Genomic DNA, 22378 nt, shown 5'->3' on the forward strand with positions numbered 1-22378 from the left:
TACACGTGTACGCTCAAACGCCTTTTTTTATCCCGAAATGGTTAACAACTAAAGGCTGAAAACAAAAAGCCCAACTAAAAAGTTGGGCTTAGGTATAAATACTGAAGGAATGGCTTAGAGCTCATCTTCGATAGGGAATAACGAAATAAACCACACTTGAAAACGTCGCCACGAAGACGTTTGTGGCTCTTCATCAAACTGCTCATTACTCACTGTGTCGAGCCAAACTAAGTCATTATCTTTAAGCTCGACTTTCCAGGCATATTCAGGCATTTGCGTATCAACCCAATGGGCCAAAAAGCGGCTAAGCTTTTCGCTTTCGATTAAAACGCCCATCTCGGTATTTAAATCAAGCGAGCGAGGGTCGAGGTTCATGGTGCCCACAAAAATCTTTTTATCATCAAAGGTCATGGTTTTTGCGTGTAAACTTGCTTGTGATGACCCAGTTACTTTACGCCCCGCTTTGCGCTTAATGGCCATTAAATCACTGGGTTTTAACTCCCACAGCTTAACCCCGCCTTTTACGAGATCTTCTCGGTACTTTTTATAACCAGCATGCACCGCAGATACATCGGTAGCAGCTAAAGAATTAGTCAGTACAGTGACATCAACACCCTGCTTTGCCCAATTGGTCAGTAATTTAACGCCCTGCTCACGAGGAATAAAATACGGCGACACAATAATTGCTTTTTGTTTCGGCTCGCCCATTTCTTTAAACAACATTGGCGACATATTGGCCGATTTTTCACTGACGTCGTTCATTACCTTATCGGGATGATCATAAAACAACACAGACTTTTGCCAATCGAATTCTATTTCATCGTGCAATAAGCGTTTTACAAAGGCGCTTTCGCGTAACTGCTCAACGTAATTACTCTGCTGATTCTGCTCAACATAGGTCGATAAGGATTTAGTGATATCAATAAGTGATTGCTCATCACGTTCACCGTGCAAATCTTCAACAGGGTAAGACAGCTGATGATTCCAATATAAATCAAATGCTTTTGATGCCTCTGGCACAATTTCGCCAACACTCATAACATCTAAATCAATAAATTCAGAATGATCTTCAGCCGAGAAATACGCATTACCTATGTTGCGCCCACCGGTGATAAAAATCCGATTATCAACGATAAAGCTCTTGTTATGCATGCGTCTAGAAAGCTGGCTAAAGTTGGTAACAAAACCAAGCGCTCTAAAACGACGGTTAGGAAATGGATTAAATAATCGAACTTCAATATTAGGGTGAACAGCCAGTGCTGCTAAATCAAGCTCACTGTCGGCTTGCGATAAGTCATCAAGTAACAAGCGAACTCTTACTCCCCTATCTGCGGCTTTTAATAAAAAGGCCGTAAATAAAATGGTGGTTTGCTGTCTGTGGTATAAATAGTACTGCACATCAATAGTGTGCTCTGCAGAATCAATGAGTGCCAACCTAGCTACAAAGGCATCGACCCCATCTGCTAAAGGATAAAACCCTGATAACCCAGGATGATTATTACCCACTGCATCTCCTATGGTACTGGGTGTATCCGCTGCAATGGCATAGCTTGGTTGAATGGACTCTCGTGAAGGTAACTGCGCACAGCCCGCGGTGATTAAAATGAGTACTGCACAAAAAAGTGATTTTGAAGAGTCTATTATCATGGCTTCCTACCAATGACCGTGTGATACACGTATCTGCTTTGTTATAACCCTAATAAATGAAGGGGTTAAAAGCAAATAAAAACTCGTAAGTATGGGGATAAATTAGAAGAATTAAACGAAGGAAAAATTGTTAAGCACGCATGCTTAAGAGCAAGTAATTAAGCTACTTGCTCAGTGATATCTGCAATTTCGATCAGTTTGCGATTAAGTATTTTTTTACAACAACCACAACACTTGCCGCACTGGCTACCCACTTGCAGCTCTTTAGATAAATCGCGCATCGTCATAGCGCCATCATCAATTGTTTGTTCGATTTTTTTATCAGTCACACCATGACATAAACAGATATACATGAATGCAAACCACTCTCATTTCTCTTGATGGTCAGCATATTAATCTAAACGGTAATAGTTCGCAATAGTGTTATAGGCAATATTTGCATAACTTTTATACCTAAAACTCATAATTAGCACACAACTAAAAATTTTCCCTTATGATTTGGGCAGTTAGTTAAAAGCGAGCAAAGAAAAAATTTTTAACTTTTTTGAGAGGGTTTGGTTTGGAGTTGAAAGAAAAAGAGAGGATGGCTCAGATACAGAGCATTGGTAAATAACAGAGAAGCCGACACTTCAACAACTGGAAAAACATGCGCCTTGATTAAGGGAAGAGCAACTCGTCCTTAGCTGCTTTTAAAAGTTCATTCCATCCCTCAGGTGGATGACCAGAATTTAACATCTTTTCGAATACTTTGTAGGCATCGGTTTTACTACCGTATGCACGTTTATTATTTTCATCATTGACCCATGCATAAACGATGATTTTTGACCCTAAATGATATCGAAAAAACAAACGGTATTGTTGGAAGAACTTTGCTCTAAACCAGTGCTTGTTATCATCACCTAATGTGCTTCCTTGGCGAAATTCAGGGCTGGTAGGATCGTGCGGTATGAGTTCAAAGATTAACCGTTGAATAGCGGCTAATCGTTTCGTGGCATTTTTTTTAAGGTAGCCCTTTGGATCTTTATTCCGAAGAGCCTCAACTTGAACTTTAAGGCTTATGTATTGCTCTTTAAACAATGGATGAGTGTAAAGTGTCCAACCATTTACGACCATTGGTATCGTTTTTTGCAAACTTACTCGTCCTCATCCAATAACGGAGCATCTAAATCGATTTCAACACCTTCAATCAAAACATCAACGTTTTCTCGCATACTTGCTGATAACGGTTCTATTCTTTCAGGATGAGCCTGCATATCACGCGCTATGAATGATAAGAACTCGCCAAGCACAGGATCGCTTTCTTGCACTGCTGCACGCGAAATAACAACGCTGCCATCAGATTGAATCGTGTATTTAATTTTATCTTTTTTACCTAAGTGCAACGCCTTACGAACAGGGCTAGGCACCGTAGTTTGAAAACGGTCTGTCAATGTTGATTCAGTTTCTAAAGCAACTTGTGCCATAACAACCTCTGTCTTTTATTTGCTTCATTAGCTTTGATTTTAGTACGAACGAACAGGCAATGCAAATGCATTACCCTTTAAAAATGAGCTAGAAAATACTCAAGTTGCTTAATGCTGTAAGGGGGGACTTGTCTAGACACTCAGCTAGCTGAGTGTGCGCTCATTCCCTCACGACGTAACATGATACAAAGCACCTGCAAACTCTAATCGTAGTAGCCTAGCCATCCTTTCACGTATCAATCTTGGTTAGTTAATAACTAAAAATTAGGCTTCAATAATCTTAAAGGCAAAAAGAAAGACCTGACCCTGTTTGTTTTTCCTTTGCCGATTTCAAGCCAATCTGGAGCTATTGCTTGTCTCATTAGTGGCTCCGACACAGATTGCACAATCAGCTATTAGTGTAGTGCACTGTTCTACTGGGGTTTATTGCTATTATTTTCAGGAAAAACATAAGAAACAACAATCTTTTTCTTTTCCTGATCAATGGAGTTAATTTTAACTGAAACAATTTCACCTTCAGACATCTCAGGTATAGACTTTTCATTATGTAGCAGAGCTCTCAATCCTTTTTCTAGTTCCAGAAAATAGCCAAAATCAGTTCTCGTAACTACTTTTGCTTTATGAATAGTATTTATTAAATATTTACTTACTTTATTCCACGGACTTAGCTCTGGGTGAGCGTCTTTAAAAGAGGCATTAAAGGGTACTGTTGAGCTATCAAGCACCATTGCATCTAAAATATCACCTATGGAAAAATAGTTGCTCATTCCCTTTTGAACTCCATAAATATTCCATGATAAATTAGGAATAAGAACAATCCCTTCATAACCATCAGCCTCTACTAGAACACCATATTGCTCAATGCTTTTAACTTTTACTGAAATAATTTCATTCGATTGAATTTTCAAACCAAAATCCTCACTAAATATTATTTAGCATTAAAAACGGAGCATCTATGGGGCAGGTATTTCTTTTGCCACTACCCGACTCAAGTTTGAATAGTGTAATTGAAAATAATCACCCAATTCTTTTTTTTGCTCGACAAATAGCGCAAACTTAAGGCTTGATGTTGCTTTAGATTTTCCAAATAGGGGTAACACTTTGCCGATTTCAAGCCATTCTTGAGCTTGTGCTTGCCCATCGTAAAATGCCCTACACGTTGAGAACTTCTATTAAACCATTGCTTATATGACATTGGACGAGCTAATAGGCAAAAAAATACCTGACCCTATTGGTTTATATGAAAATAGTGCTTTAAACCTAGAGTAAGTTTTAAGTCCTGACTGTCACTAATAACTAAAGTAATTTGCTCATCAAAATTTGTAAAACAGTAAGACTTAACCCCACTTAGTATACATAATCATCCCATTTCTAAAAAATATTGTTGCAACTTTTTCAATTGGACTAGTGAAAGAAATCCAAGTATCAAAATGGTAATAGTTTTCCAGTAATGAGGTTTAGAAAACATATCAACTGCTGCAAATAAAGCAATTACAACAATATACGATACAAAAACATGCTTATCTAATGTTCTGACATTACTACGAATATTTTTAATGTAGGGCAAAAAGCTATAGCTACCCAAAAACAATAAGCACATCAAAATACCTAATTGCCAGCCATGTTTAGCTAAAAGTACAAGGGGTGCACCATACAAAATAAAGCAGGCTAATGCTTTGTTATTTGAAGATTGCTCCATTGAATTACCTATATTCCTTTATTAATTATGCAAGTGTGCGATATGCACATATGAGGTCTGGGCTTGTATTTTTCTCTCAACTAATAGCTTAAATTTAAATGGTTTTCATAATTCAGTTAGGGAAAGTAAAGCTTAACCGTATTCTCAAATTTTGGTGTACATTTTTTATGATGATGGTAGAGATAACCATGTCTCTTTACTTATCAAAATTACACTTATAATTGACTTTCCCTCCAAATTCAGCACCGGCATATTCAGCGCTCGTCTTCAAAACCAATACCTTCTCTCCTCTAAACTTTGCTGAAATAAGGCAATAATCAGAAAAACCCAAAAACTTTTCAAAAAGACTGACTTCTATAATTAAAAGCCCACCGTCAAAAAATAAAGTACCACTTTCAAATTCATCTCCGGCGCCAATCAATACTGATTTAAAACCTTGATCATAAGTGTACTCAGAGTAGGCAACACCTTCCTGTGTTCTTATTGAACTAAATTCTGTATCAAAGTGAAAATAAAAAGGCTCAAACTGATTTTTAATAAATACACCAGCATCTTTTGTTATGTACCAAAATAAAGTTAATACAATAAAGATAACTAAAAATAGTTTTCCAAAGACTTTCATAAAAACACTCATTAAATTTGAAAAACAAAATCGAGATTATGGATTATCAATACAACGGCCAGCCTACATAGCTGAAGGTCTTTCATATTTACCTCAACTAAAGACTAAACTGCATTGGTTATTATGATTTAGAAGGAAAAATGTAGCTTGACCTCTTTGGATAGATAAAAGCTACTTACCATTATTCTTTATTTTTAAAGCTTAAATCATTTTGACAAAAAGCATCTATTAAACCATCACTATCCGCTTTATTTATTTTTGCTTCTTTAGGGAGCTCTATATACAAATAATCATAGTTATATTTACCTTCATCAGTCATTCGATTAAGTTTATATCCAATCATGAATTTATCACCTCTACTGTAATCTAAAACTGATATGTTACAATGAGTTGTGTAGTTAATCGAAAATACTAATGAAGCTTTAGCATCTTCGAATTCATCATAGCTCCCAAATAGAGGCACTGAGAAACTATCTATCACTCCAGTGTATTCATCAAAAGCTTTTTGTTTATCTAAAAATGAATCTACTTCAGAATTGACAATATTGATAAACTTTTCTATTGAAGGTTTAATATCATCGAATTCAATACTTGTGTTTCTATTCTTAAAGAAAGTCATATCCTCAGCAGTGTAACCATATACTAGGCATTTTTTTGCTGTAAAAATATCACCTCCGATTCGGCCTAACAGATAAGAGTCTTCACAATATTCTGATATAGGCTGTAACGCCATGCAAATGCCACTTTGGAATAAAAGGATAAAAATTAAATACTTCATAGTATCTCCACCATTTAACTTGAGTCTCTTCGATTAGCTCAGAAAAAAACTGTTACGTTTTTGGCATAGTGCTTAACCATAATCCACGAAAGAAAAACAAGAACCGACTCCTAGCTCTGTTGAATTCCATTCAATTTTATTAAAAAAACCATAATGAAAAACATTACTACAATTGCTATAGATGAGTATTTAATGGCTTTACAAGCCCAAACTTTGTCTTCCCGATAGGATTCAACTTTGAACAGCTTAAAACCATGATAAATTGCACCTGTTCCGCCGTAGTAGTTTATGAAAAGCTCTTTTTTGCGTATTTTGGAGCTAAGATAAACAAAACCATTACAAACAAAAATAAAACAGCCGAAAGTACCATCAAAATAATAAGAAAATAATCTATCATTTCACCAGTTCACATTTACATATTTATCAGTAACTTACTATACCAATAAAAAGCAAGTTGTGCTCCAACCAAACTTAAACACAATCTGGTGTTTTTAGTTGATAGTAAGGTACTGCATTTGTTATTTTACTCCTAATACTAAATATGTAATCGAGGACACATGGAAGCGCCTACTTTTGAATTAACCCGTGATAACTTTAACTTAATCTTTTTTCAGACTTTCATAAAAACGAAAGTGCAAGCTGAAATACCTATCTTGAGATGCGCAGTCCCTTTACCTAAAGCACAGAAATTCAAAGCAAAATTAATCACCGGTGCTATATTCATCATTGCTTGCCACCTTGTTTGGAAAACACAATCCGGTGCAGGTGCAATTGCCGCTGTGATCATTACATATCTCAGTTACTTTTTAGTTCAAATGTTTATCGCCAATAAGCGTTACTTCATCCATGAATCCCCGTTGTGCGAAATTAAAATAAACCAAGAACAGGTTTACCTGCCTGCACTTTTATTCGATGACAGAAAACCACGAACAATTAAAAGAGAAGATTTACTTAATGTTGAGGCCATATGGAATTTTACACGCACCAAAAGCGGCTACGATATTAACGATCCACAACCTAGGCGTGCCTATCTATTTTCTGTTATTTTTAAAACTCGCTATGGTGATTCAATTCCTTTAAATGACTGGAGCTTAGAACATCCTGAGCTTTTCAAGAAACTTGTTGAGTATGATTACCCAGTAACTATGATCAGAACAGCCAAACGCGGGTCACCAATAACAGTTCACATAAAATGGTTCTTCCTATTTACCTTTATATGTACTCTCATCTACTCACTTATAAAGTATGTAATTTAGCGGACTTATAAATATGCAATTGGCAAAGTAACTGCGAACAAGCGCTTTGCCTTAAACTTACGCTTTATTGTTAAACAGCATACCAGAGTGATTACTAGAAGTAGGAGCAAACAATAAGTTTATCATCGTAGAAACATTACTTTTTACGGCAAGCTGGACTGCATTTATTTCTTCATCAAGTTGTTCATTAAGCTCTAGCAACTCACTTTCTCGTTGTTCTGGAGCTAGGTCTTTGTTGCTTTTTAAACTATTAATCTTATTTTGTAACTCCTTTATTTTCACTACTAGCTCTTGCTGTGTTTGTGATGTCTTTGATTGAGCTTCTGCTTGTGGATCAGAATCAACGCCCGCTTCTTGTTGTTTAGAGCCTTGAAGGTTTGTTGCTTTTTCACTTGCTGGGTTTAGCTCATTTTTATTTTGCTGATCTAATAATGGCTCTTTTAGGAATGAGGATATGTACGAAGTTAGCTGCATAGTTTTCCTATCGTTAATTTTTTGACGTTTAGCTATAAACCTTTTGAAAACAAAATAGATGCACAATCCGTACCTATTTACCACCCAAAACTTTTATGTTGCTAAGCATGTTTTTTCCTTTAAAGTTAGCGATATTAAACTTTAACTATTAATCCCCTCTTTCAACAAACCAATACTAAAGAATCAGTTTTTAACTTTTAAATAACCTTTTGTGATCTCTTTTTAAACACCTGCCGTAAGCCTTATTGAAATGGACACGTCGTAACGTCCGAACATACAAAGATATAAGGAAGAACGATGAAATACATACTCCTGGCTAGCAGCTTACTTTTTCTCACCGCGTGTAGCGATGATGATGACGATAATACCGAAGTTGTTACCCCTCCCCCAGTTCAAGAATTCACTCCAAGTAAAACCTATTCTGTAACTTTAAGTGGCAAACAAGAAGTGCCAATGAATGACTCAATGCAAACAGCAACTGCAACGGTAGAGCTTGACGAAAGTTTAATGCAATTTCGTGCAACACTTGATGCAAGCTCAGTCGAAGGTTTTAGCGCAGCACACATACACGACGGTGATTTAGGCGCTAATGGTGATGTTGCTTTTGCATTTGAAGCCACTACCGATGGTATGTATGAAGTCGCAATTACCGACCTTGATGAAAGCTTGATTGCTGATTTAATGGATGGCGATTGGTACATTAACCTTCATACCGAACAATATGCAAACGGCGAACTTCGTGCGCAAATTGTGCCTGATACAACCAGCATCATCACGTTTGTTTTAAATGGCGATCAGCAAGTGCCTATGAACGACAGTGACGCAATGGGTTACGGCTATGCATCTTATGATAGCGCCACGACAGAATTACGACTTCGTGCGGTGACTATGGGTGTTGATGACGCTACAGCAGCTCACATCCATACAGGAAAATTAGGTTCAAATGGTGATGTATTTGTGACTTTAGAGCAAGACGACGAAGTCATGACTGACTGGGTTGTACCTGAAGATACCATGATAGACAGCGACACTCTGGCAGTACTTTTAGACGGCGGTCACTATGTTAACGTTCACACACCAGAATTTGCCGGTGGCGAAATTCGCGGCCAAATCTTAACAGACAACTATGCAGTTGCGACCTTTGACTTGAGTGGTGCACAAGAAGTGCCTATGGTCAGCACCATGGCTGATGGTGATGGTTATGCCCTTGTTGATACAACAGACTACAGTGTAGAGCTTACTGTTGTCACGTCAGGCTTAGACGATGCAAGTGCTGCGCATATTCATACAGGTCGTATAGGTACTAATGGCGATGTATTAGTAGCTCTTGAACAATCAATGGACGACAGTAACGTCTGGATGACACCAAGCAACACGCAAATCAATGCAGATATTTTTGCAGTGCTGGCTTCTGGCGGTCACTATGTCAATGTTCATACACCTGCTAATGCTGGCGGCGAGCTTCGTGGGCAAATCCTAACCAGTAACTATGGCTTTACGAGTTTTAAACTAAGCGGTGAGCAAGAAGTTCCTGCCATCGAATCTGATGCAAGTGGTGAAGGTTATGCATTAATCAACATGGATAACTATGCCTTAGAGCTATTAGTAAACACAATGGGTGTTGATGATGCGACAGGTGCACACATTCACACTGGCCGAATTGGCACGAATGGCGACGTACTCGTTGCACTTGAGCAGTCAACAACTGACGCGGGCATGTGGATGACACCAGCAAATACCATGATCAACGCAGAGATATTTGAGGTACTTGCATCAGGAGGTCATTACGTTAACGTACATACGCCTGCTAACACGGGTGGCGAAATTAGAGGTCAGATCCTAACAGACAACTATCAGCTCGTTACTTTCCCACTCAGTGGTATGCAAGAAGTTCCAGCGGTTGATACGATGGCATCAGGTAGTGGTTATGCCTTAGTCAATATGGATAATTACCATCTAGAATTAAGAGCGTTAACCGAAGGTGTGAGTGATGCTACTGCTGCCCACATTCATACAGGTCGTATAGGCACCAATGGCGACGTTCTTGCCGCGTTAGAGCAATCAAGCGATAACATGAACCTGTGGCAAACACCTGAAAACACCATGATCAGTGCAGATATTTTTGCAGTACTCGCATCAGGTGGTCACTACGTTAATGTGCATACTCCAGCTAACCCAGGTGGTGAACTACGTGGTCAAATCCTTACCGACAACTACGTGTTTGTAACCTTCCCGCTTTCTGGTGAACAAGAAGTACCCGCGGTCACAACGGATGCATCTGGTGATGGTTATGCGCTAGTGAATACCAATGATTACAGTGTTGAGCTGCAAGTATTAACATCGGGTGTAATCGATGCAACTGCTGCACACATTCATACCGGTGTAGCCGGTGAAAATGGCCCTGTGTTAGCTCCTCTTGTACAAGACAGTGATGATATGAATCGCTGGATGAGTAGCACAGGCTTAATGATAGATGCCGATATCTTTTCAGTTTTAGCTTCAGGCGGTCATTATGTAAACATTCATACGCCTGCAAATCCAAGCGGTGAGATACGAGGCCAAATTCAATAATTTTATAAAGTCAGAGGCCAATATTTTTGGCCTCTTTTATGACTAAGCATGAGAACATTACTTCATAAAAAGTTATACCATTAACTTTATTGGCTCATGATATTTGGCACTCTAATCCGCTCTGATTCACTCTTATCTTTATTCAAAACTGCGAGTGTCTCATTATCAATCCATCTAATATCGCCTAGTAAGCCATTAAACAGAAACTCATCAGGCTCAGCACTAAATAAACGTTTTGAAAACAGCACTTCCCCGATTTTATTTTTGATTTTTACAAAACAATCAAAGCTCATCGATTCGTGATGGCACTCTAATTCTGCAATAAGTTTTCTGTTACGGTTATGCTTTTTTCGAAAGGTATAATGGTTAACAAAACTATCTCTCAAAACCGCTGCATATGCTTGATTAAACGGCTCTATTGGCCATTCATACATTACTGTTAATTTAACTAATGCTTGCTGCAACGTATCTAATAGGCATAGTTTCTTTTCATTCTCACCTAATCTATTAAATGCTATAAAATCAAAAGGTTGATAAAATTTAAGCACAGAACTACTTAACTCTGTGGTCCCATCACGTTTATCCGATTCACTTAACTTAATAATTACTCGGTAAATTCCGTTAGTCTCTATCTGACAAAAATACCGTTCATAATGGGCGTATACACTTCTAGAAAATAAGATAAATTTTCTACATTCGGCTAGCTCTTGTTTAAAGGCCCACAGATCAAATTCTTTTAATTTCATGTTTATTTTAACGCTGCTTTTTTAATAGCTCAATTAATCTCACAATAGCACCCCTCAGCATCTGAGTTAATAAACTGGCTATTAAAACCCGCACGTAAGTTTGCGATTACTAGCTCAACAAAGCCATTCTGACTTGAACAGGCGAGTCCCTTTGATAATGGCCCTGCATACACAAGCTGTTGATTTTCTGAAACAAGTACTGCGGCAGGTTGAGCGGGTAATATTGCAGCAACCGCAGATGTTGGTTTAAGTTTTATTACTTCAATACCTTGCTCTGCTGCATAGCTGCTAAGGCTTGTTATGTGCGGTTGTGAGCGCTCTGAGCATACACAGGTATTTTCATCAATAATGTACAAGGTATCGGCATTGTTGATGTCAAGCCGCATACTTTGTTGAAAAGCAGGTAACCAATTAGCTGTGGCTAGCTTTTTATCTGGATCAAAGGTGCTTGCTTGTTGAGAATAAGCAAACACCAAGGCTAATGCTACAGAGGCAACCCAAAGTAGAGTTGCCATTATCAGCCATTTGCTATTTGAATTTAGCAATACCTTGCTCCAGTACATCGATACTTACATCAATTAACTGTACGCGATCGGTGAGCTTTTCAATCATCAAGTTGTCGTTGGCTTGGTTAGCAATTAAGGCTTGTGAGTTCTCGGCAATAGCACGTGTATTACCCGCTTGATTTTGCACTACATGAGCAACCGATTGTGAGCTACTTGCGGCAACATTCACCTGCTCTGTCATCTCGGTAATTTGCAGTTTCATCTGCGAACTAATGGCCGACAACTGCTCTATAAGCGCAACACTACCCTGCATCGACTTAGTTGATGAGGCACTGTTTTGCATCAAGCTTTCAAGCGTATTAGTTATTTTATCCGTCGTGTTTTTACTGCGTGTTGCCAAGTTTCTAACTTCATCAGCCACTACCGCAAAGCCGCGGCCTTGTTCACCTGCACGTGCAGCTTCAATTGCAGCGTTAAGCGCAAGTAAATTCGTTTGCTCAGCAATTGACGAAATTTCATTAAGTAATTCTGAGATATGCGAACATGCACTCACCAGTTGGCCTATATTTTGATCTGCTTCTTGAAGGTTATTAGCAAGCTCAGCCGTTTTGCTGTCTGTATTCGCCACTTCATTTAATGCCTCTGTAGCACTTAAATGGAGCTGCTCAAACTGTGTTTGTAGCTCATTACTTTCTTGTTCAACATGAGCAAAGCCTTCGGCGACTCGTTCACCTGACTGCGCGATATCCGTCGATAGCTGCTCACGATTAAGTGCTTGCTCATGCAGTTCGTCGTGTACTTCAAGTAATTGTTTAGACTGGTTTTTTAAAACACTACTTTGGCTTTGAACATCACCAATCACGCTCGATACAAAACCTAGTAAGCGGTTAAAACCCGCCACGGCTTCACTGTGGCTATCATCCGCTCTTAAGCTAATATTTATGCTGTTTTCGTCGGCCATTATCTGCTCTGTAGTTGTGCTTAACGATAAGCCAGAACTACGTTCAAGATGAAGGGTTTTTGCAATGTAGCCAGCTACAATCGCTTCAACAATGGCATACACGGCATGGATAAGTACGGTGCTAAAATACAATCGATCTGGGTCAAAAACGTATAAACCGACTTCGTTTATCTGTAAAAAGTAAAAGCTCAAATGGTGAACTGCCACAAAAGCAAGTGCAGTAATAAACACGCGCCATTCAACAAACATGATCAACACGGCCATTAAAATAAATATTTCAAAGTGAACTTCAATTAAGCCGTAGCTTTGTTGGATGTGTAAAAACGAAAACATCATGCAACCGGCAGCCACAACATGGGCTGTTAATTTGCTCGTTGGGTATTGATGGAGCATCCAAAGCGGTAAAGATAGCAATAATAAACCGGTTACCACACCTGTAATTAGGGTCGAATAGATAAAACCCAAAACTAAAGATTCAACAAACAATAAAAGGAACAAATAAGTAAAAAGGCGGCGCACACTCGTCATAGATAAAGCCTTAATTATTAAATAATATACAAAAATACAATTAATCGAGCCAATACGGTTTGATGCGCATCATGGTTCACTTTATTAATTGCAATAATGCTCTAAATTGATCAGTCCCTGCTTTTTCTAGCCATTGAAATATCAAACTTTCTGTACAAGTAATAATAGCACCTGCTGCCGATAGCTGCTTAATTGCTAACTCTTTGTGTTTTTCGTTACGTGATGCAATGGCATCTTCCACTACAAACACTTGGTAACCATTGGCAATTAAGTCTAAACATGTTTGCAGTACACACACATGCGACTCTGTACCCGTTACCACTATTTGCTTACGGTTAAAGCCAGCCAATAGGTTGTTAAATTGAACCTCTTGGCATGCGCTAAAATGTATTTTGTGATGGCAGTTAGTGCCACTTATAAAAGGTAAAAGCTGTTCACTACTTTTACCTAACTTGGTTGGGTTTTGTTCGGTAAATAAATAGGGAATATCTAAAGCTTTAGCTGCTTTTATTAACTTTTCGGTCTGATTAACAGCTAAGCCAAAGTCGTTAATTACCGGTTCAAGCCCTGCCTGAAGGTCAATAATCAATAACAATGCATTACTTTTTTGGCTTATAAATGAATGGCGCATCACGTTCTCAAATTGCTGATAATTGAACTAGTTATAGCATAGGTTTCAGTTTCAGCAACAAGTAGACCTTATTACTATTTTTTCTTTTCAGAACCATTAATTACGGTCATAATTGTGCTATATTTTGTTAAAAATTATGCGCAAATAATAATTTAGGGTTAATCAGTCAGTGCCTAAACTTTTTCTTTTGATTTTCAGTTTGCTGTTCTTCACGCTTTCCTCTTCGGCGTTGGCACAAAACTATGCTTTGCAAATGCAGCGTATTTCAACCGATGAAGGCCTTACGCAAGGCAGTGTAACTAAAATCGTGCAAGATGATTTAGGCTTTATCTGGATTGGTACCTATCAAGGCTTAAATAGGTATGATGGTTATCAGGTAGCGCCTTTTGCTGGTGAGTACATACTTGATCAGCGACAAATTACCGCAATGCATAAAACTGACGACGGAAACATTTTCGTCAGCACTGAGTTTTCAGGTGCTTTTCTAATAGACCCAAAAACACTAAAAGTTGAAAAAATCTATTCTGGCAAACTAGACCCTGAAGATGTTTTCTTTTCGCCTATTTTAGCAATCACTGAAGACGATTACTTTTTTTACTTCGCTATTGCTCAGCACGTTTATTCATACAACAAGCAATCAAAAAAGTTTTTGCATGAGTTTTCTATCAATAAAGAAGAGCATATTGTTCGGGCACTCACCCTGCACGACAACTTTTTATATATCGGCACATCAAATGGGCTTTTCTCAAAAAACCTTGCAGATGATCATATTTCGCATATTCCGCTAACCGATAAATCTCAGGTCACCGAAGATAATAAAAACGTAAAATTTTTAAGGGTCGATGCGCAACTGGGCTTATTTGTTGGCACTGTAGAGGGCATGTTTGATATACCTTTTAACGCTAACCGTTTATTGGCATTTGATAAGGTAAGGCTGTTAATCCCTAACTTAAATATTTGGGACTATTCTGTTAGCTCATTCGGTGAATATGTTGTCACAGAAAAAGGATTGTTCGAATTTAATCGCCAAACAATGTCGGTTGAGTTCATCTTAAACTTTGAACAAAGTAAGTTTTTGATGTCTGACAATTCAATTCAAGATGTCATGATTGATAAAACAGGGCTGCTGTGGCTTGCCTCTCGCTCACAAGGTGTTTTTACTTGGTCAACACTCGCAAGACGTTTTAAACATATTGAATTAAAAAATAACCAAGCTCGCTTCAACAATAATGTCTGGTCGGTATTACAAGATCAAAACAATACCGTTTGGATAGGTACAGATAATGGCCTAATGAAGTACAACCAAGTTACTAAAGATATTACACCCTACTTAGTTAGTAACGATGAAAAAGCCTTTCATGGTGAGCATGGTATTTATGGTATTACCGAGGCTAACATTGATGACAACAACCGTTATCTGTGGCTAATGAAATACATAGGACTTGCCTTGTTTGATAAACAGACCGGCGAACTAGTGCCTATAAAAGGCAATGCTGAGACCATGCACCTCATAAATTACGGCCCAAACTGGGGCTTTCGTGCTATGGGTAATGATCAATTTGCATTTTTAGATGAGCAAAATTTTTATAAGTACAATGGTAAAACAGGCGAACTTACCACTATTAAAGGATTAAAAGAACAAGTTGACCTAGTTAATGCCCATGCTTTTTTAAAGCCACTGCCTGATCATCCTGATGAATATGTACTGAGTATGTCTGGAAAATTGTACCGCTACAATGAGCAGACTCAAAAGTTAACACTGATATACCAAACAGATAACTATAACCCTTTAGCGTTCACAACAATTGATGACTGGGTGATGGATTATAACAATACGCTTTGGCTTGGCTCGGCTGACGAAGGACTTATTGGCATAGATGCTAAAACTTACGAAGTTAAACACCGTATTAATATACAGTCGGGCTTAAAAGCTAAATCTGTTTTTGCATTGCAAATAGATCGTTTTGGTTTTTTATGGTTAGGGACTCAAAATGGCCTTTACCGCCTTGACTTAAGCTCCTTAGAACTTGACCGTTACTTTATTCGCGATGGTTTAGCCGTTAATGAATTTAACATTGATGCCGACACCACCTTACATAACGGACAACTTGCATTTGGTAGTACCCGAGGCGTACTTTTACTTTCACCAGAAGACTTTTTATCGTCGCCTGTAGAGGCTGGTAATATAAATACCGAAATAACCAATGTAACTTTGCTTTCGCGAGAGCTTAACTACCATCCATATAAATATGTGAATACGCCTCTGCAGATCACCTATGATGATATGGGCTTAGCAGTCACCTTTTCTAATTTTGATACCATCAATAAAGATAAAACATCGTACCGAGTGACCCTTGATGGGCCAACCTCACTGCAATACGACAAGCTAACAACCAATGAGGTCTTTTTCACTAAGTTACCGCCTGGTGATTATGTGTTATCAGTGTCGTCGTCAACCGAGTTAAGCGATGCAATATCAGCGTCTAGACAACTAAGATTCAATGTTGCACATGCACCTTGGTCATCCCCTTCTGCAAAAGCAAGTTATGTCATTATTGTTTTAGCTGTTTTGTTTTTCCTATTTTGGCAATACCGTGCTCGTCAGCAAATGATCGGCCGTGCGCATGCAGAAGCTGTAAAATCACAACAACAAACCGAACTCGCTTTAAGTAGTACTAAAAGTGGTGTTTGGGAGATTAACCTAGCAGAACAATTTTTAAGAACGACTCGCTTTTCTGCTGAGCTGGGCTATGCCGAATATAAAGATGGTATAAACCTCAACAAGTTTGTGGGCTTAGTGCACCCGCACGATCGCAATAATGTAACTAGCCAGTGGCAACTATTTTGTAAGCAAACAAATAACCAACAATGGAATACCACTTACCGTTTAAAACATAAAAATGGTAGCTGGCTTTGGTATGAAGACATTGGTCGTATTGTTGCAACCGATGAAAACAACCGCCCATTAAAAATAACCGGTATTTATACCAATATTACTGAGCAACGCGCTAATGCCCAGCAAGCCAGTGTGCTCGGCGAAGCATTTGGGCAAATAAACGACTGGTTGCTAATTTTAGACAATCAACTCAAACCATTTTCTGCTAATGCCAGTTTTGGTGAAGCATTCGCCACGCCAAACAATGTTGCAGAGCTTACTAGTCGCGACTTTATTGCAGCCATAGGCCGTGCAAAATACCTTGAATATATAGACGTATTAAAAACACTTAAGCCAAAGCAAAACTGGAAAACAGAAGCTGTTATTCGCACGCTAAAAAGCCCTGCACACCCGGTTCATATTAGTGTCACGGCTGTAGCCAAGGAAAACCAATCAATTAGTCATTATGTAATTGTAATTTCAGACTTAACAGAGCAAAAACGCGCTGAAGACGATTTGCGCTATTTAGCAAATTATGACCCGTTAACGGGCTTGCCTAACCGCTCCCTAATGCATACAAAAATTAGTAACTGTATAAATAACGCAAAAAAATACAATAAACTAGCTGCATTATTGTTTATTGATTTAGATAAATTTAAGCCTGTAAATGATTCATTCGGTCATGCTGTCGGCGACCAATTACTTTGCGATATCACGCAAAGAGTAAGCCTAATGTTACCTGATAACGCCGTAATAGGCCGTCAAAGTGGCGATGAGTTTTTGGTACTTGTTAAAGATTTACACTCCCCGCAAACACTCAGTGAGCTCGTTAAAAAGCTCACAGAAGAACTGGCAAGCAAAGTTATAATTGACGACTTTTCAATCAATATTTCTGCGAGTGTTGGTGTCGCTCTTTACCCATTTGATGCGAAAACAGCAGATGATTTAATTAAAAATTCAGATATAGCCATGATGCACGCCAAGCAATCTGGCCGTAACAATTTTAAATATTTCACTGAGCAGATGAATAACCAGCTAACCAAAAAGCTGTTACTTGAAAATGCCTTGAAAGATGCGTTTAAAGACGATGAGTTATTTAATAACTATCAGCCTATTGTTAATGCTAAAACTAAAAAAATAAACGGCGTTGAGCTTTTAATGCGCTGGAAGAACGAGCAAGGTTTTGTATCACCTGCTGAGTTTATCCCTATTGCCGAAGAAATTGGTTTAATCGATGCGCTGACTGAGCAAGCCCTTGATAGATCGCTAACAGAGCTGCTACCTATGCTGCGTGCTAACCCTCAGTTTTATTTATCATTAAACCTGTCACCGACGCATATTTTAAAATCGAACTTAACTGAACGTTTATTACTTATTTTGAATAATCACATGGTTAAGCCGGTTCAACTACGTCTTGAAATTACAGAAAATACGCTTTTAGAAGATAAAGAGAAAGCCTCTAAGCAGCTGCAAAAACTTAAAAATGCCGGCTTCAAACTATTACTTGATGACTTTGGCACAGGTTACTCGTCACTAACTTACCTAAGTCAATTCCCGATTGATGTGATCAAAATAGACCAAAGCTTCGTGCGTAATATCGGCCAAGATAAAAGTAATGAATCGATTATTAAAACCATCCATGCGCTGTCATCGAACTTAGGCTTATATTGTATTGCTGAAGGGGTTGAGACAGGAGAGCAAATCAGCTTCTTAACAGAGATGGGCTGCGAAGATTTACAAGGTTACTACTTCGCGAAACCCATGCTGGCCGATGACCTCATTGCAGAAAGTACGATTCAGGCAATCATTGATCGACTAAACGCGCTTTAAACCATTTATTTAAGCAGCGATAAAGCTCATCTTTATTTATGGGCTTTGAGATAAAGTCATCCATACCCGCTACAAGGCAACGTTTTTGGTCCTCTTCAAAGGCGTTCGCCGTAATAGCAATAATGATAGCTTCGCCATACAGCGCAGGATTCTGTTTTATTTCTTGTGTACATTGATAGCCATCCATGTGAGGCATTTGGCAGTCCATCAAAATAATATCTGCCGCAAAGCTTTTAAGCTGCTCAAGCGCCTGTAAGCCATCGTTTGCCATTTTGATAGAACACTGGGTGTCTTGCATCATTTTTTGCAGCACGATTTGATTGACAGGGTTATCTTCAACAATTAATACATTTATGCCACTAAGTGTTGGCTTGTCTGTACTTTGTTCTGCCGTTGCTTCTGCGTCGCTCACAGTGACTGGGATGGCAACAGTAAACTCACTGCCCTCACCTTCTTGACTCACCAAAGAAAGCTCTCCATCCATCAACTCTATAATACGTTTACTAATGGTTAGCCCAAGCCCAGTACCACCATATTTACGGGTGGTCGATATATCGGCTTGAGTGAACTCTGTAAACAGTTTGGCCTGTTGATTGGCTGAAATACCAATGCCTGTATCACGAATTGATATTTCAAGAGCGCCATCGACCATTTGGCATTGCATGTTTATTTCACCTGACTCAGTAAATTTACCCGCATTGCTCAAAATGTTATTGATTACTTGGCTAAATCTTAGCGGATCTAAACGGATATACTCAGGTATATCGTTTGCTATGCTTAAGTTAAATTCGACACCTGTTTTCACGCTGGTATTACTAAATACTTTTGCTAACTGTTGCAATAAAGCCTTAATCTCAACGGCGCGGTTTTCTAATTTAAGTGCACCCGCTTCAATTTTAGAAAAATCTAAAATATCATTTAAGATCAATAGCAAATTATTAGCGCTTTGATGGATCATCGCCAGCTCATCACGTTCAGTTTCGGGCAGTTTAGGGTTTTCTAATAGCAGTTGAGTCATGCCTAAAATACCATTGAGCGGGGTGCGGATTTCATGGCTCATGTTCGCTAAAAATTGCGACTTAGTACGGTTAGCTTGGTTCGCTAAGCGCACAGCTTCGACTAGCTCATTAGTTTTATCATTAACTTGTTGCTCGAGCTGGGCATTAAAATCGGTCAATTTGTTATTCAACACTTCGTTTTCGTGATTCGCTTGATGTAAGCGATTAAAATTAAGCGCCAGCTTATTTGCTAAACTCGAAAACTGCGACTGCAAACGACTCACTTCTAGCCAAGTTTGTGGTAAGTCGGTATCTGTGATTGCCCGCTCAGGTTCAAATTTGTCTATTTGTTCAGCTAACTTTTCGATAGGAGCAATTAACCAGCGGCTTAACTGCGTTATAAACACACTGGTTAATAAAATAATGAACAATATCATCACCAAAGACTGACCCCATGCACTCACCGCAACATTGTTGGCATGTTTGCGATTGAGCATGGTCATTACAATCCAGTTATGCTCTGTTGAGCGAGCTTCTCTGGCGTAAAACTGCTGCTCGTTCTCAGCATCAAACATTTTAAAGCGTGCTTCGTCTGCAAATGAATCTATTTCTTCATCTGTTAATTGTTGTAACTCTTTAAAGTCATCTAATGTGCTAAATACCACTTTGTTGCTGGCATCTAAAATCAACAACTCGCCTTGGTGACTAAATAGACTGGGCCTAAGGCCTGCAAAATAATCAAACATCAGTGAGCCTTCAACGACGCCGGTAAAGGTATTTTCAATATAAATCGGTGCTGATACCGCAACTATAGGTAAAGAGCCAAAACCGCGGCCCTTAAATATTGTTGAGATATAACCAAGCTCATTATTAGGCGCATTGATAAAGTAATCTCTATCTGCCACATTGGCGCGAATGTTTGACTGCTGCAAACTAATCGCTAACGATTGTGGATAAAAGTGAGTGACATCAGCAAGGGCATCAACAATGATTTGTGTTCTAAAATCAGGGTATAGATTTGCCATATTTTCAAGGGCAATTTGACGAGGAACTCCATTGGCTATACTTCTGGCAGTAAGTACCACCCCTTTTTTATGGTGATCGAGGTGACCATCAATTGTGCGTGCGATTTCTTTGGCTTTTTCTTTTAACTGTGCATTTATCTCATACTCAATGCGCGCATAATGGTTATTGGTTAGTACTACTGAGGTTAATATAACTACCAGCACAACCAGCAAAGTAACAACATAATTAAGTATTTTATAGAGTGACGAATAATGTTTATGCCACGAATAGCGGCTAAAGAAGAAGCTTAGTAAATCAATAACAGATAAGTAAATTGCCGCATTTAAGCAGTATTTAGCAAGTGCGATGGCAATGGTTAAAATTGGAAGACCTAAAAAGAAATGGCCAAAACTCCAAAGTAGGGGTAAACCAATTACAAACCAAAACAGCATGCCTCGTAAAAAAACTGGCCGCGCTTTTGACAAACAGAATACCTGCAAGCAGATCAATTCTAAGGCAAATACAATGGACGGCCAAGCATGCCCCCAGCGGTAAAAAATAAACCCTGTACTTAAAATAAAGGTGATTATTGCGAACCGCCAACCGAATAGCAGCAAGCTTAAGATCACAAAAAACTGACCAAGAAGAAATTCTGAGCTATCTAAAAACCAAATTGGTAATAAATTAACAACTCCCGCAACACAACCAAGCAGTACTGCGGCTAAAAAGTTGAAATATGAAGGCTTATTTTGAAGCAAAAAAGGTATCCTAACTTCATAGTGATACCTTTAAATTAAAAGAAAATTAAACTTTTTGCCACTTTAATTAACATGGTGGCATTCATGACTTTCTATTTGCAGCACACTTTTTCCAATTTTAAAGCGCGATTGCAATAGTTTTTCGACCTTTAAGCGACATGCTTCGTCATGCTTTTCAACGGTACAATGCTGTTTTAAAACAACGTGCGCGCCAACAATAATGTCTTTGTCTTGGCGCATTACCGTGACATTATGAACATTTTGTACATGTTCAACCGAAGCGATACTTTGTTCAATATCAGCTACATTCGGCAGCTTACTTCTATTTTCAAGTAAGCCTTGAATACAACGAATGATCACTTTAACCCCAGTAAACAAGACAAAGGTAGCAATCAACATACTCGAAATAATATCAATTTCGGCCCAGCCAGTTAGGTGGATTAAAATACCAGCGAAGAAGGTTGAAACCGTTGAAATTAAATCAAAAAACGAGTGTAAAAACACCGCATACACATTAATGCTTGCTTTGCGCCCTTTGTATAGCACCCATGCTGCAGCACCATGAAATAAAAAGCCTATCGCCGAAATCACCGACATCAGATAGCTATTAATTTGTAAATCATGACCATCGCTATGATGAAGGTAGCGCTCACCCCCTTCATAAAGAATAATTAAGCTAATGCTTAAATATAAGATGCCATTGATCAAGCCACCCGTAAGCTCTGCGCGCTGATAGCCATCATTAAAGTTTTTTGCAAAATATATCGCCATGCTTGAGGCAATAAGTGCAATAAATAAAGAACTGTTATGAACAAACAAATGCCCAGCATCAGCAAGTACAGCAAGCGAATTCGAATAATAGGCGCCAATAACCTGTATCACCATAAACGAGCACGTTATGGCTAAGGCAATCAACAAGCGGCGTCTAGATGCTTGGTGTGTTGTAATATCTGTCATGAAGAAGTGAAATACCTATCAGCTGGAAATGCGGTAATGATATAAAGTCTCAATTGTAATACGCAGCGCACTT

General features: G+C 38.6%; 18 protein-coding genes. 3 read left to right on the forward strand and 15 right to left on the reverse strand.

The features are described from left to right. Positions 1-114: 114 nt before the first annotated feature. The 8 genes from EXT43_RS18610 to EXT43_RS18645 form a co-directional block, all read right to left on the reverse strand. A complete protein-coding gene (locus tag EXT43_RS18610; RefSeq protein ID WP_130167656.1) occupies positions 115-1647 on the reverse strand; it encodes a phospholipase D family protein in 1533 nt (510 codons plus the stop codon). Between the two features lie 158 nt (positions 1648-1805). Next, on the reverse strand, positions 1806-2000 hold the full coding sequence (locus EXT43_RS18615) for a (2Fe-2S)-binding protein (protein ID WP_054554573.1): 195 nt from the start codon (positions 1998-2000) through the stop codon (positions 1806-1808). Between the two features lie 304 nt (positions 2001-2304). Then, entirely contained in the window at positions 2305-2778 is a 474-nt protein-coding gene (locus EXT43_RS18620) for a type II toxin-antitoxin system YhaV family toxin (protein ID WP_130167657.1), read from the reverse strand. 2 nt (positions 2779-2780) lie between these two features. Further along, positions 2781-3110 (reverse strand): type II toxin-antitoxin system PrlF family antitoxin, encoded by a 330-nt coding sequence (locus EXT43_RS18625; protein WP_062565737.1) that lies wholly within the window; start codon positions 3108-3110, stop codon positions 2781-2783. Between the two features lie 413 nt (positions 3111-3523). Continuing rightward, positions 3524-4018, reverse strand: coding sequence for a S1 RNA-binding domain-containing protein (locus tag EXT43_RS18630; protein ID WP_062565738.1), 495 nt, complete (start codon positions 4016-4018; stop codon positions 3524-3526). Positions 4019-4470: 452 nt separating this feature from the next. After that, positions 4471-4809 carry a hypothetical protein gene (locus EXT43_RS18635; RefSeq protein ID WP_062565739.1) on the reverse strand — a complete coding sequence of 113 codons (339 nt, stop codon included), beginning with the start codon at positions 4807-4809 and terminating at the stop codon, positions 4471-4473. A 196-nt stretch (positions 4810-5005) separates the two neighbouring features. Next, positions 5006-5431, reverse strand: coding sequence for a hypothetical protein (locus tag EXT43_RS18640; protein ID WP_062565740.1), 426 nt, complete (start codon positions 5429-5431; stop codon positions 5006-5008). Positions 5432-5612: 181 nt separating this feature from the next. After that, complete coding sequence (locus EXT43_RS18645; RefSeq protein WP_062565741.1) at positions 5613-6209, reverse strand: hypothetical protein; 597 nt, start codon at positions 6207-6209, stop codon at positions 5613-5615. A 557-nt stretch (positions 6210-6766) separates the two neighbouring features. On the opposite strand from EXT43_RS18645, the gene EXT43_RS18650 reads away from it, so the two are divergent. Next, positions 6767-7465, forward strand: a complete 699-nt coding sequence (locus tag EXT43_RS18650; RefSeq protein ID WP_062565742.1) for a hypothetical protein — start codon at positions 6767-6769, stop codon at positions 7463-7465. A 57-nt stretch (positions 7466-7522) separates the two neighbouring features. On the opposite strand, the gene EXT43_RS18655 is transcribed toward EXT43_RS18650, so the two are convergent. Further along, positions 7523-7939, reverse strand: coding sequence for a hypothetical protein (locus EXT43_RS18655; protein ID WP_062565743.1), 417 nt, complete (start codon positions 7937-7939; stop codon positions 7523-7525). A gap of 297 nt (positions 7940-8236) precedes the next feature. Here EXT43_RS18655 and EXT43_RS18660 point away from each other — a divergent pair, with 297 nt between their 5' ends. Next, positions 8237-10510, forward strand: a complete 2274-nt coding sequence (locus tag EXT43_RS18660; protein ID WP_082710914.1) for a CHRD domain-containing protein — start codon at positions 8237-8239, stop codon at positions 10508-10510. Between the two features lie 86 nt (positions 10511-10596). Here EXT43_RS18660 and EXT43_RS18665 read toward each other — a convergent pair whose 3' ends face one another. The 4 genes from EXT43_RS18665 to EXT43_RS18680 all read right to left on the reverse strand — a co-directional run bounded on the left by EXT43_RS18665 (position 10597) and on the right by EXT43_RS18680 (position 13882). Then, entirely contained in the window at positions 10597-11256 is a 660-nt protein-coding gene (locus EXT43_RS18665) for a hypothetical protein (RefSeq protein WP_062565744.1), read from the reverse strand. A 29-nt stretch (positions 11257-11285) separates the two neighbouring features. Next, positions 11286-11771 carry a DUF6436 domain-containing protein gene (locus EXT43_RS18670; RefSeq protein WP_082710915.1) on the reverse strand — a complete coding sequence of 162 codons (486 nt, stop codon included), beginning with the start codon at positions 11769-11771 and terminating at the stop codon, positions 11286-11288. Positions 11772-11784: 13 nt separating this feature from the next. Beyond that, positions 11785-13251, reverse strand: a complete 1467-nt coding sequence (locus tag EXT43_RS18675; protein ID WP_062565746.1) for a methyl-accepting chemotaxis protein — start codon at positions 13249-13251, stop codon at positions 11785-11787. Between the two features lie 76 nt (positions 13252-13327). Then, the gene (locus EXT43_RS18680; protein ID WP_062565747.1) at positions 13328-13882 is read right to left on the reverse strand and encodes an isochorismatase family protein; all 555 of its coding nucleotides are present in this window, start codon (positions 13880-13882) and stop codon (positions 13328-13330) included. Between the two features lie 253 nt (positions 13883-14135). Here EXT43_RS18680 and EXT43_RS18685 point away from each other — a divergent pair, with 253 nt between their 5' ends. After that, positions 14136-18587, forward strand: coding sequence for an EAL domain-containing protein (locus EXT43_RS18685; RefSeq protein WP_082710916.1), 4452 nt, complete (start codon positions 14136-14138; stop codon positions 18585-18587). Here the strand turns inward: EXT43_RS18685 and EXT43_RS18690 are convergent. Both EXT43_RS18690 and EXT43_RS18695 read right to left on the reverse strand, forming a co-directional pair. Next, positions 18562-21348 (reverse strand): response regulator, encoded by a 2787-nt coding sequence (locus EXT43_RS18690; RefSeq protein WP_240701535.1) that lies wholly within the window; start codon positions 21346-21348, stop codon positions 18562-18564. The genes EXT43_RS18685 and EXT43_RS18690 overlap by 26 nt on opposite strands. A 63-nt stretch (positions 21349-21411) precedes the next feature. Beyond that, positions 21412-22305: a cation diffusion facilitator family transporter gene (locus tag EXT43_RS18695; RefSeq protein ID WP_055198783.1), complete on the reverse strand. Its 894-nt coding sequence runs from the start codon at positions 22303-22305 to the stop codon at positions 21412-21414. Positions 22306-22378: the final 73 nt, after the last annotated feature.

The organism is Pseudoalteromonas sp. CO109Y, from assembly GCF_004208935.1.
GTDB classification, from domain to species: domain Bacteria; phylum Pseudomonadota; class Gammaproteobacteria; order Enterobacterales; family Alteromonadaceae; genus Pseudoalteromonas; species Pseudoalteromonas shioyasakiensis.

Coding starts and splice junctions, on each gene's coding strand:
- EXT43_RS18695 (WP_055198783.1), bottom strand. CDS start 22,305: ATGACAGATATTACAACACACCAAGCATCTAGACGCCGCTTGTTGATT.
- EXT43_RS18670 (WP_082710915.1), bottom strand. CDS start 11,771: ATGGCAACTCTACTTTGGGTTGCCTCTGTAGCATTAGCCTTGGTGTTT.
- EXT43_RS18660 (WP_082710914.1), top strand. CDS start 8,237: ATGAAATACATACTCCTGGCTAGCAGCTTACTTTTTCTCACCGCGTGT.
- EXT43_RS18615 (WP_054554573.1), bottom strand. CDS start 2,000: ATGTATATCTGTTTATGTCATGGTGTGACTGATAAAAAAATCGAACAA.
- EXT43_RS18610 (WP_130167656.1), bottom strand. CDS start 1,647: ATGATAATAGACTCTTCAAAATCACTTTTTTGTGCAGTACTCATTTTA.
- EXT43_RS18645 (WP_062565741.1), bottom strand. CDS start 6,209: ATGAAGTATTTAATTTTTATCCTTTTATTCCAAAGTGGCATTTGCATG.
- EXT43_RS18650 (WP_062565742.1), top strand. CDS start 6,767: ATGGAAGCGCCTACTTTTGAATTAACCCGTGATAACTTTAACTTAATC.
- EXT43_RS18625 (WP_062565737.1), bottom strand. CDS start 3,110: ATGGCACAAGTTGCTTTAGAAACTGAATCAACATTGACAGACCGTTTT.
- EXT43_RS18665 (WP_062565744.1), bottom strand. CDS start 11,256: ATGAAATTAAAAGAATTTGATCTGTGGGCCTTTAAACAAGAGCTAGCC.
- EXT43_RS18635 (WP_062565739.1), bottom strand. CDS start 4,809: ATGGAGCAATCTTCAAATAACAAAGCATTAGCCTGCTTTATTTTGTAT.
- EXT43_RS18640 (WP_062565740.1), bottom strand. CDS start 5,431: ATGAAAGTCTTTGGAAAACTATTTTTAGTTATCTTTATTGTATTAACT.
- EXT43_RS18680 (WP_062565747.1), bottom strand. CDS start 13,882: ATGCGCCATTCATTTATAAGCCAAAAAAGTAATGCATTGTTATTGATT.
- EXT43_RS18685 (WP_082710916.1), top strand. CDS start 14,136: ATGCAGCGTATTTCAACCGATGAAGGCCTTACGCAAGGCAGTGTAACT.
- EXT43_RS18655 (WP_062565743.1), bottom strand. CDS start 7,939: ATGCAGCTAACTTCGTACATATCCTCATTCCTAAAAGAGCCATTATTA.
- EXT43_RS18675 (WP_062565746.1), bottom strand. CDS start 13,251: ATGACGAGTGTGCGCCGCCTTTTTACTTATTTGTTCCTTTTATTGTTT.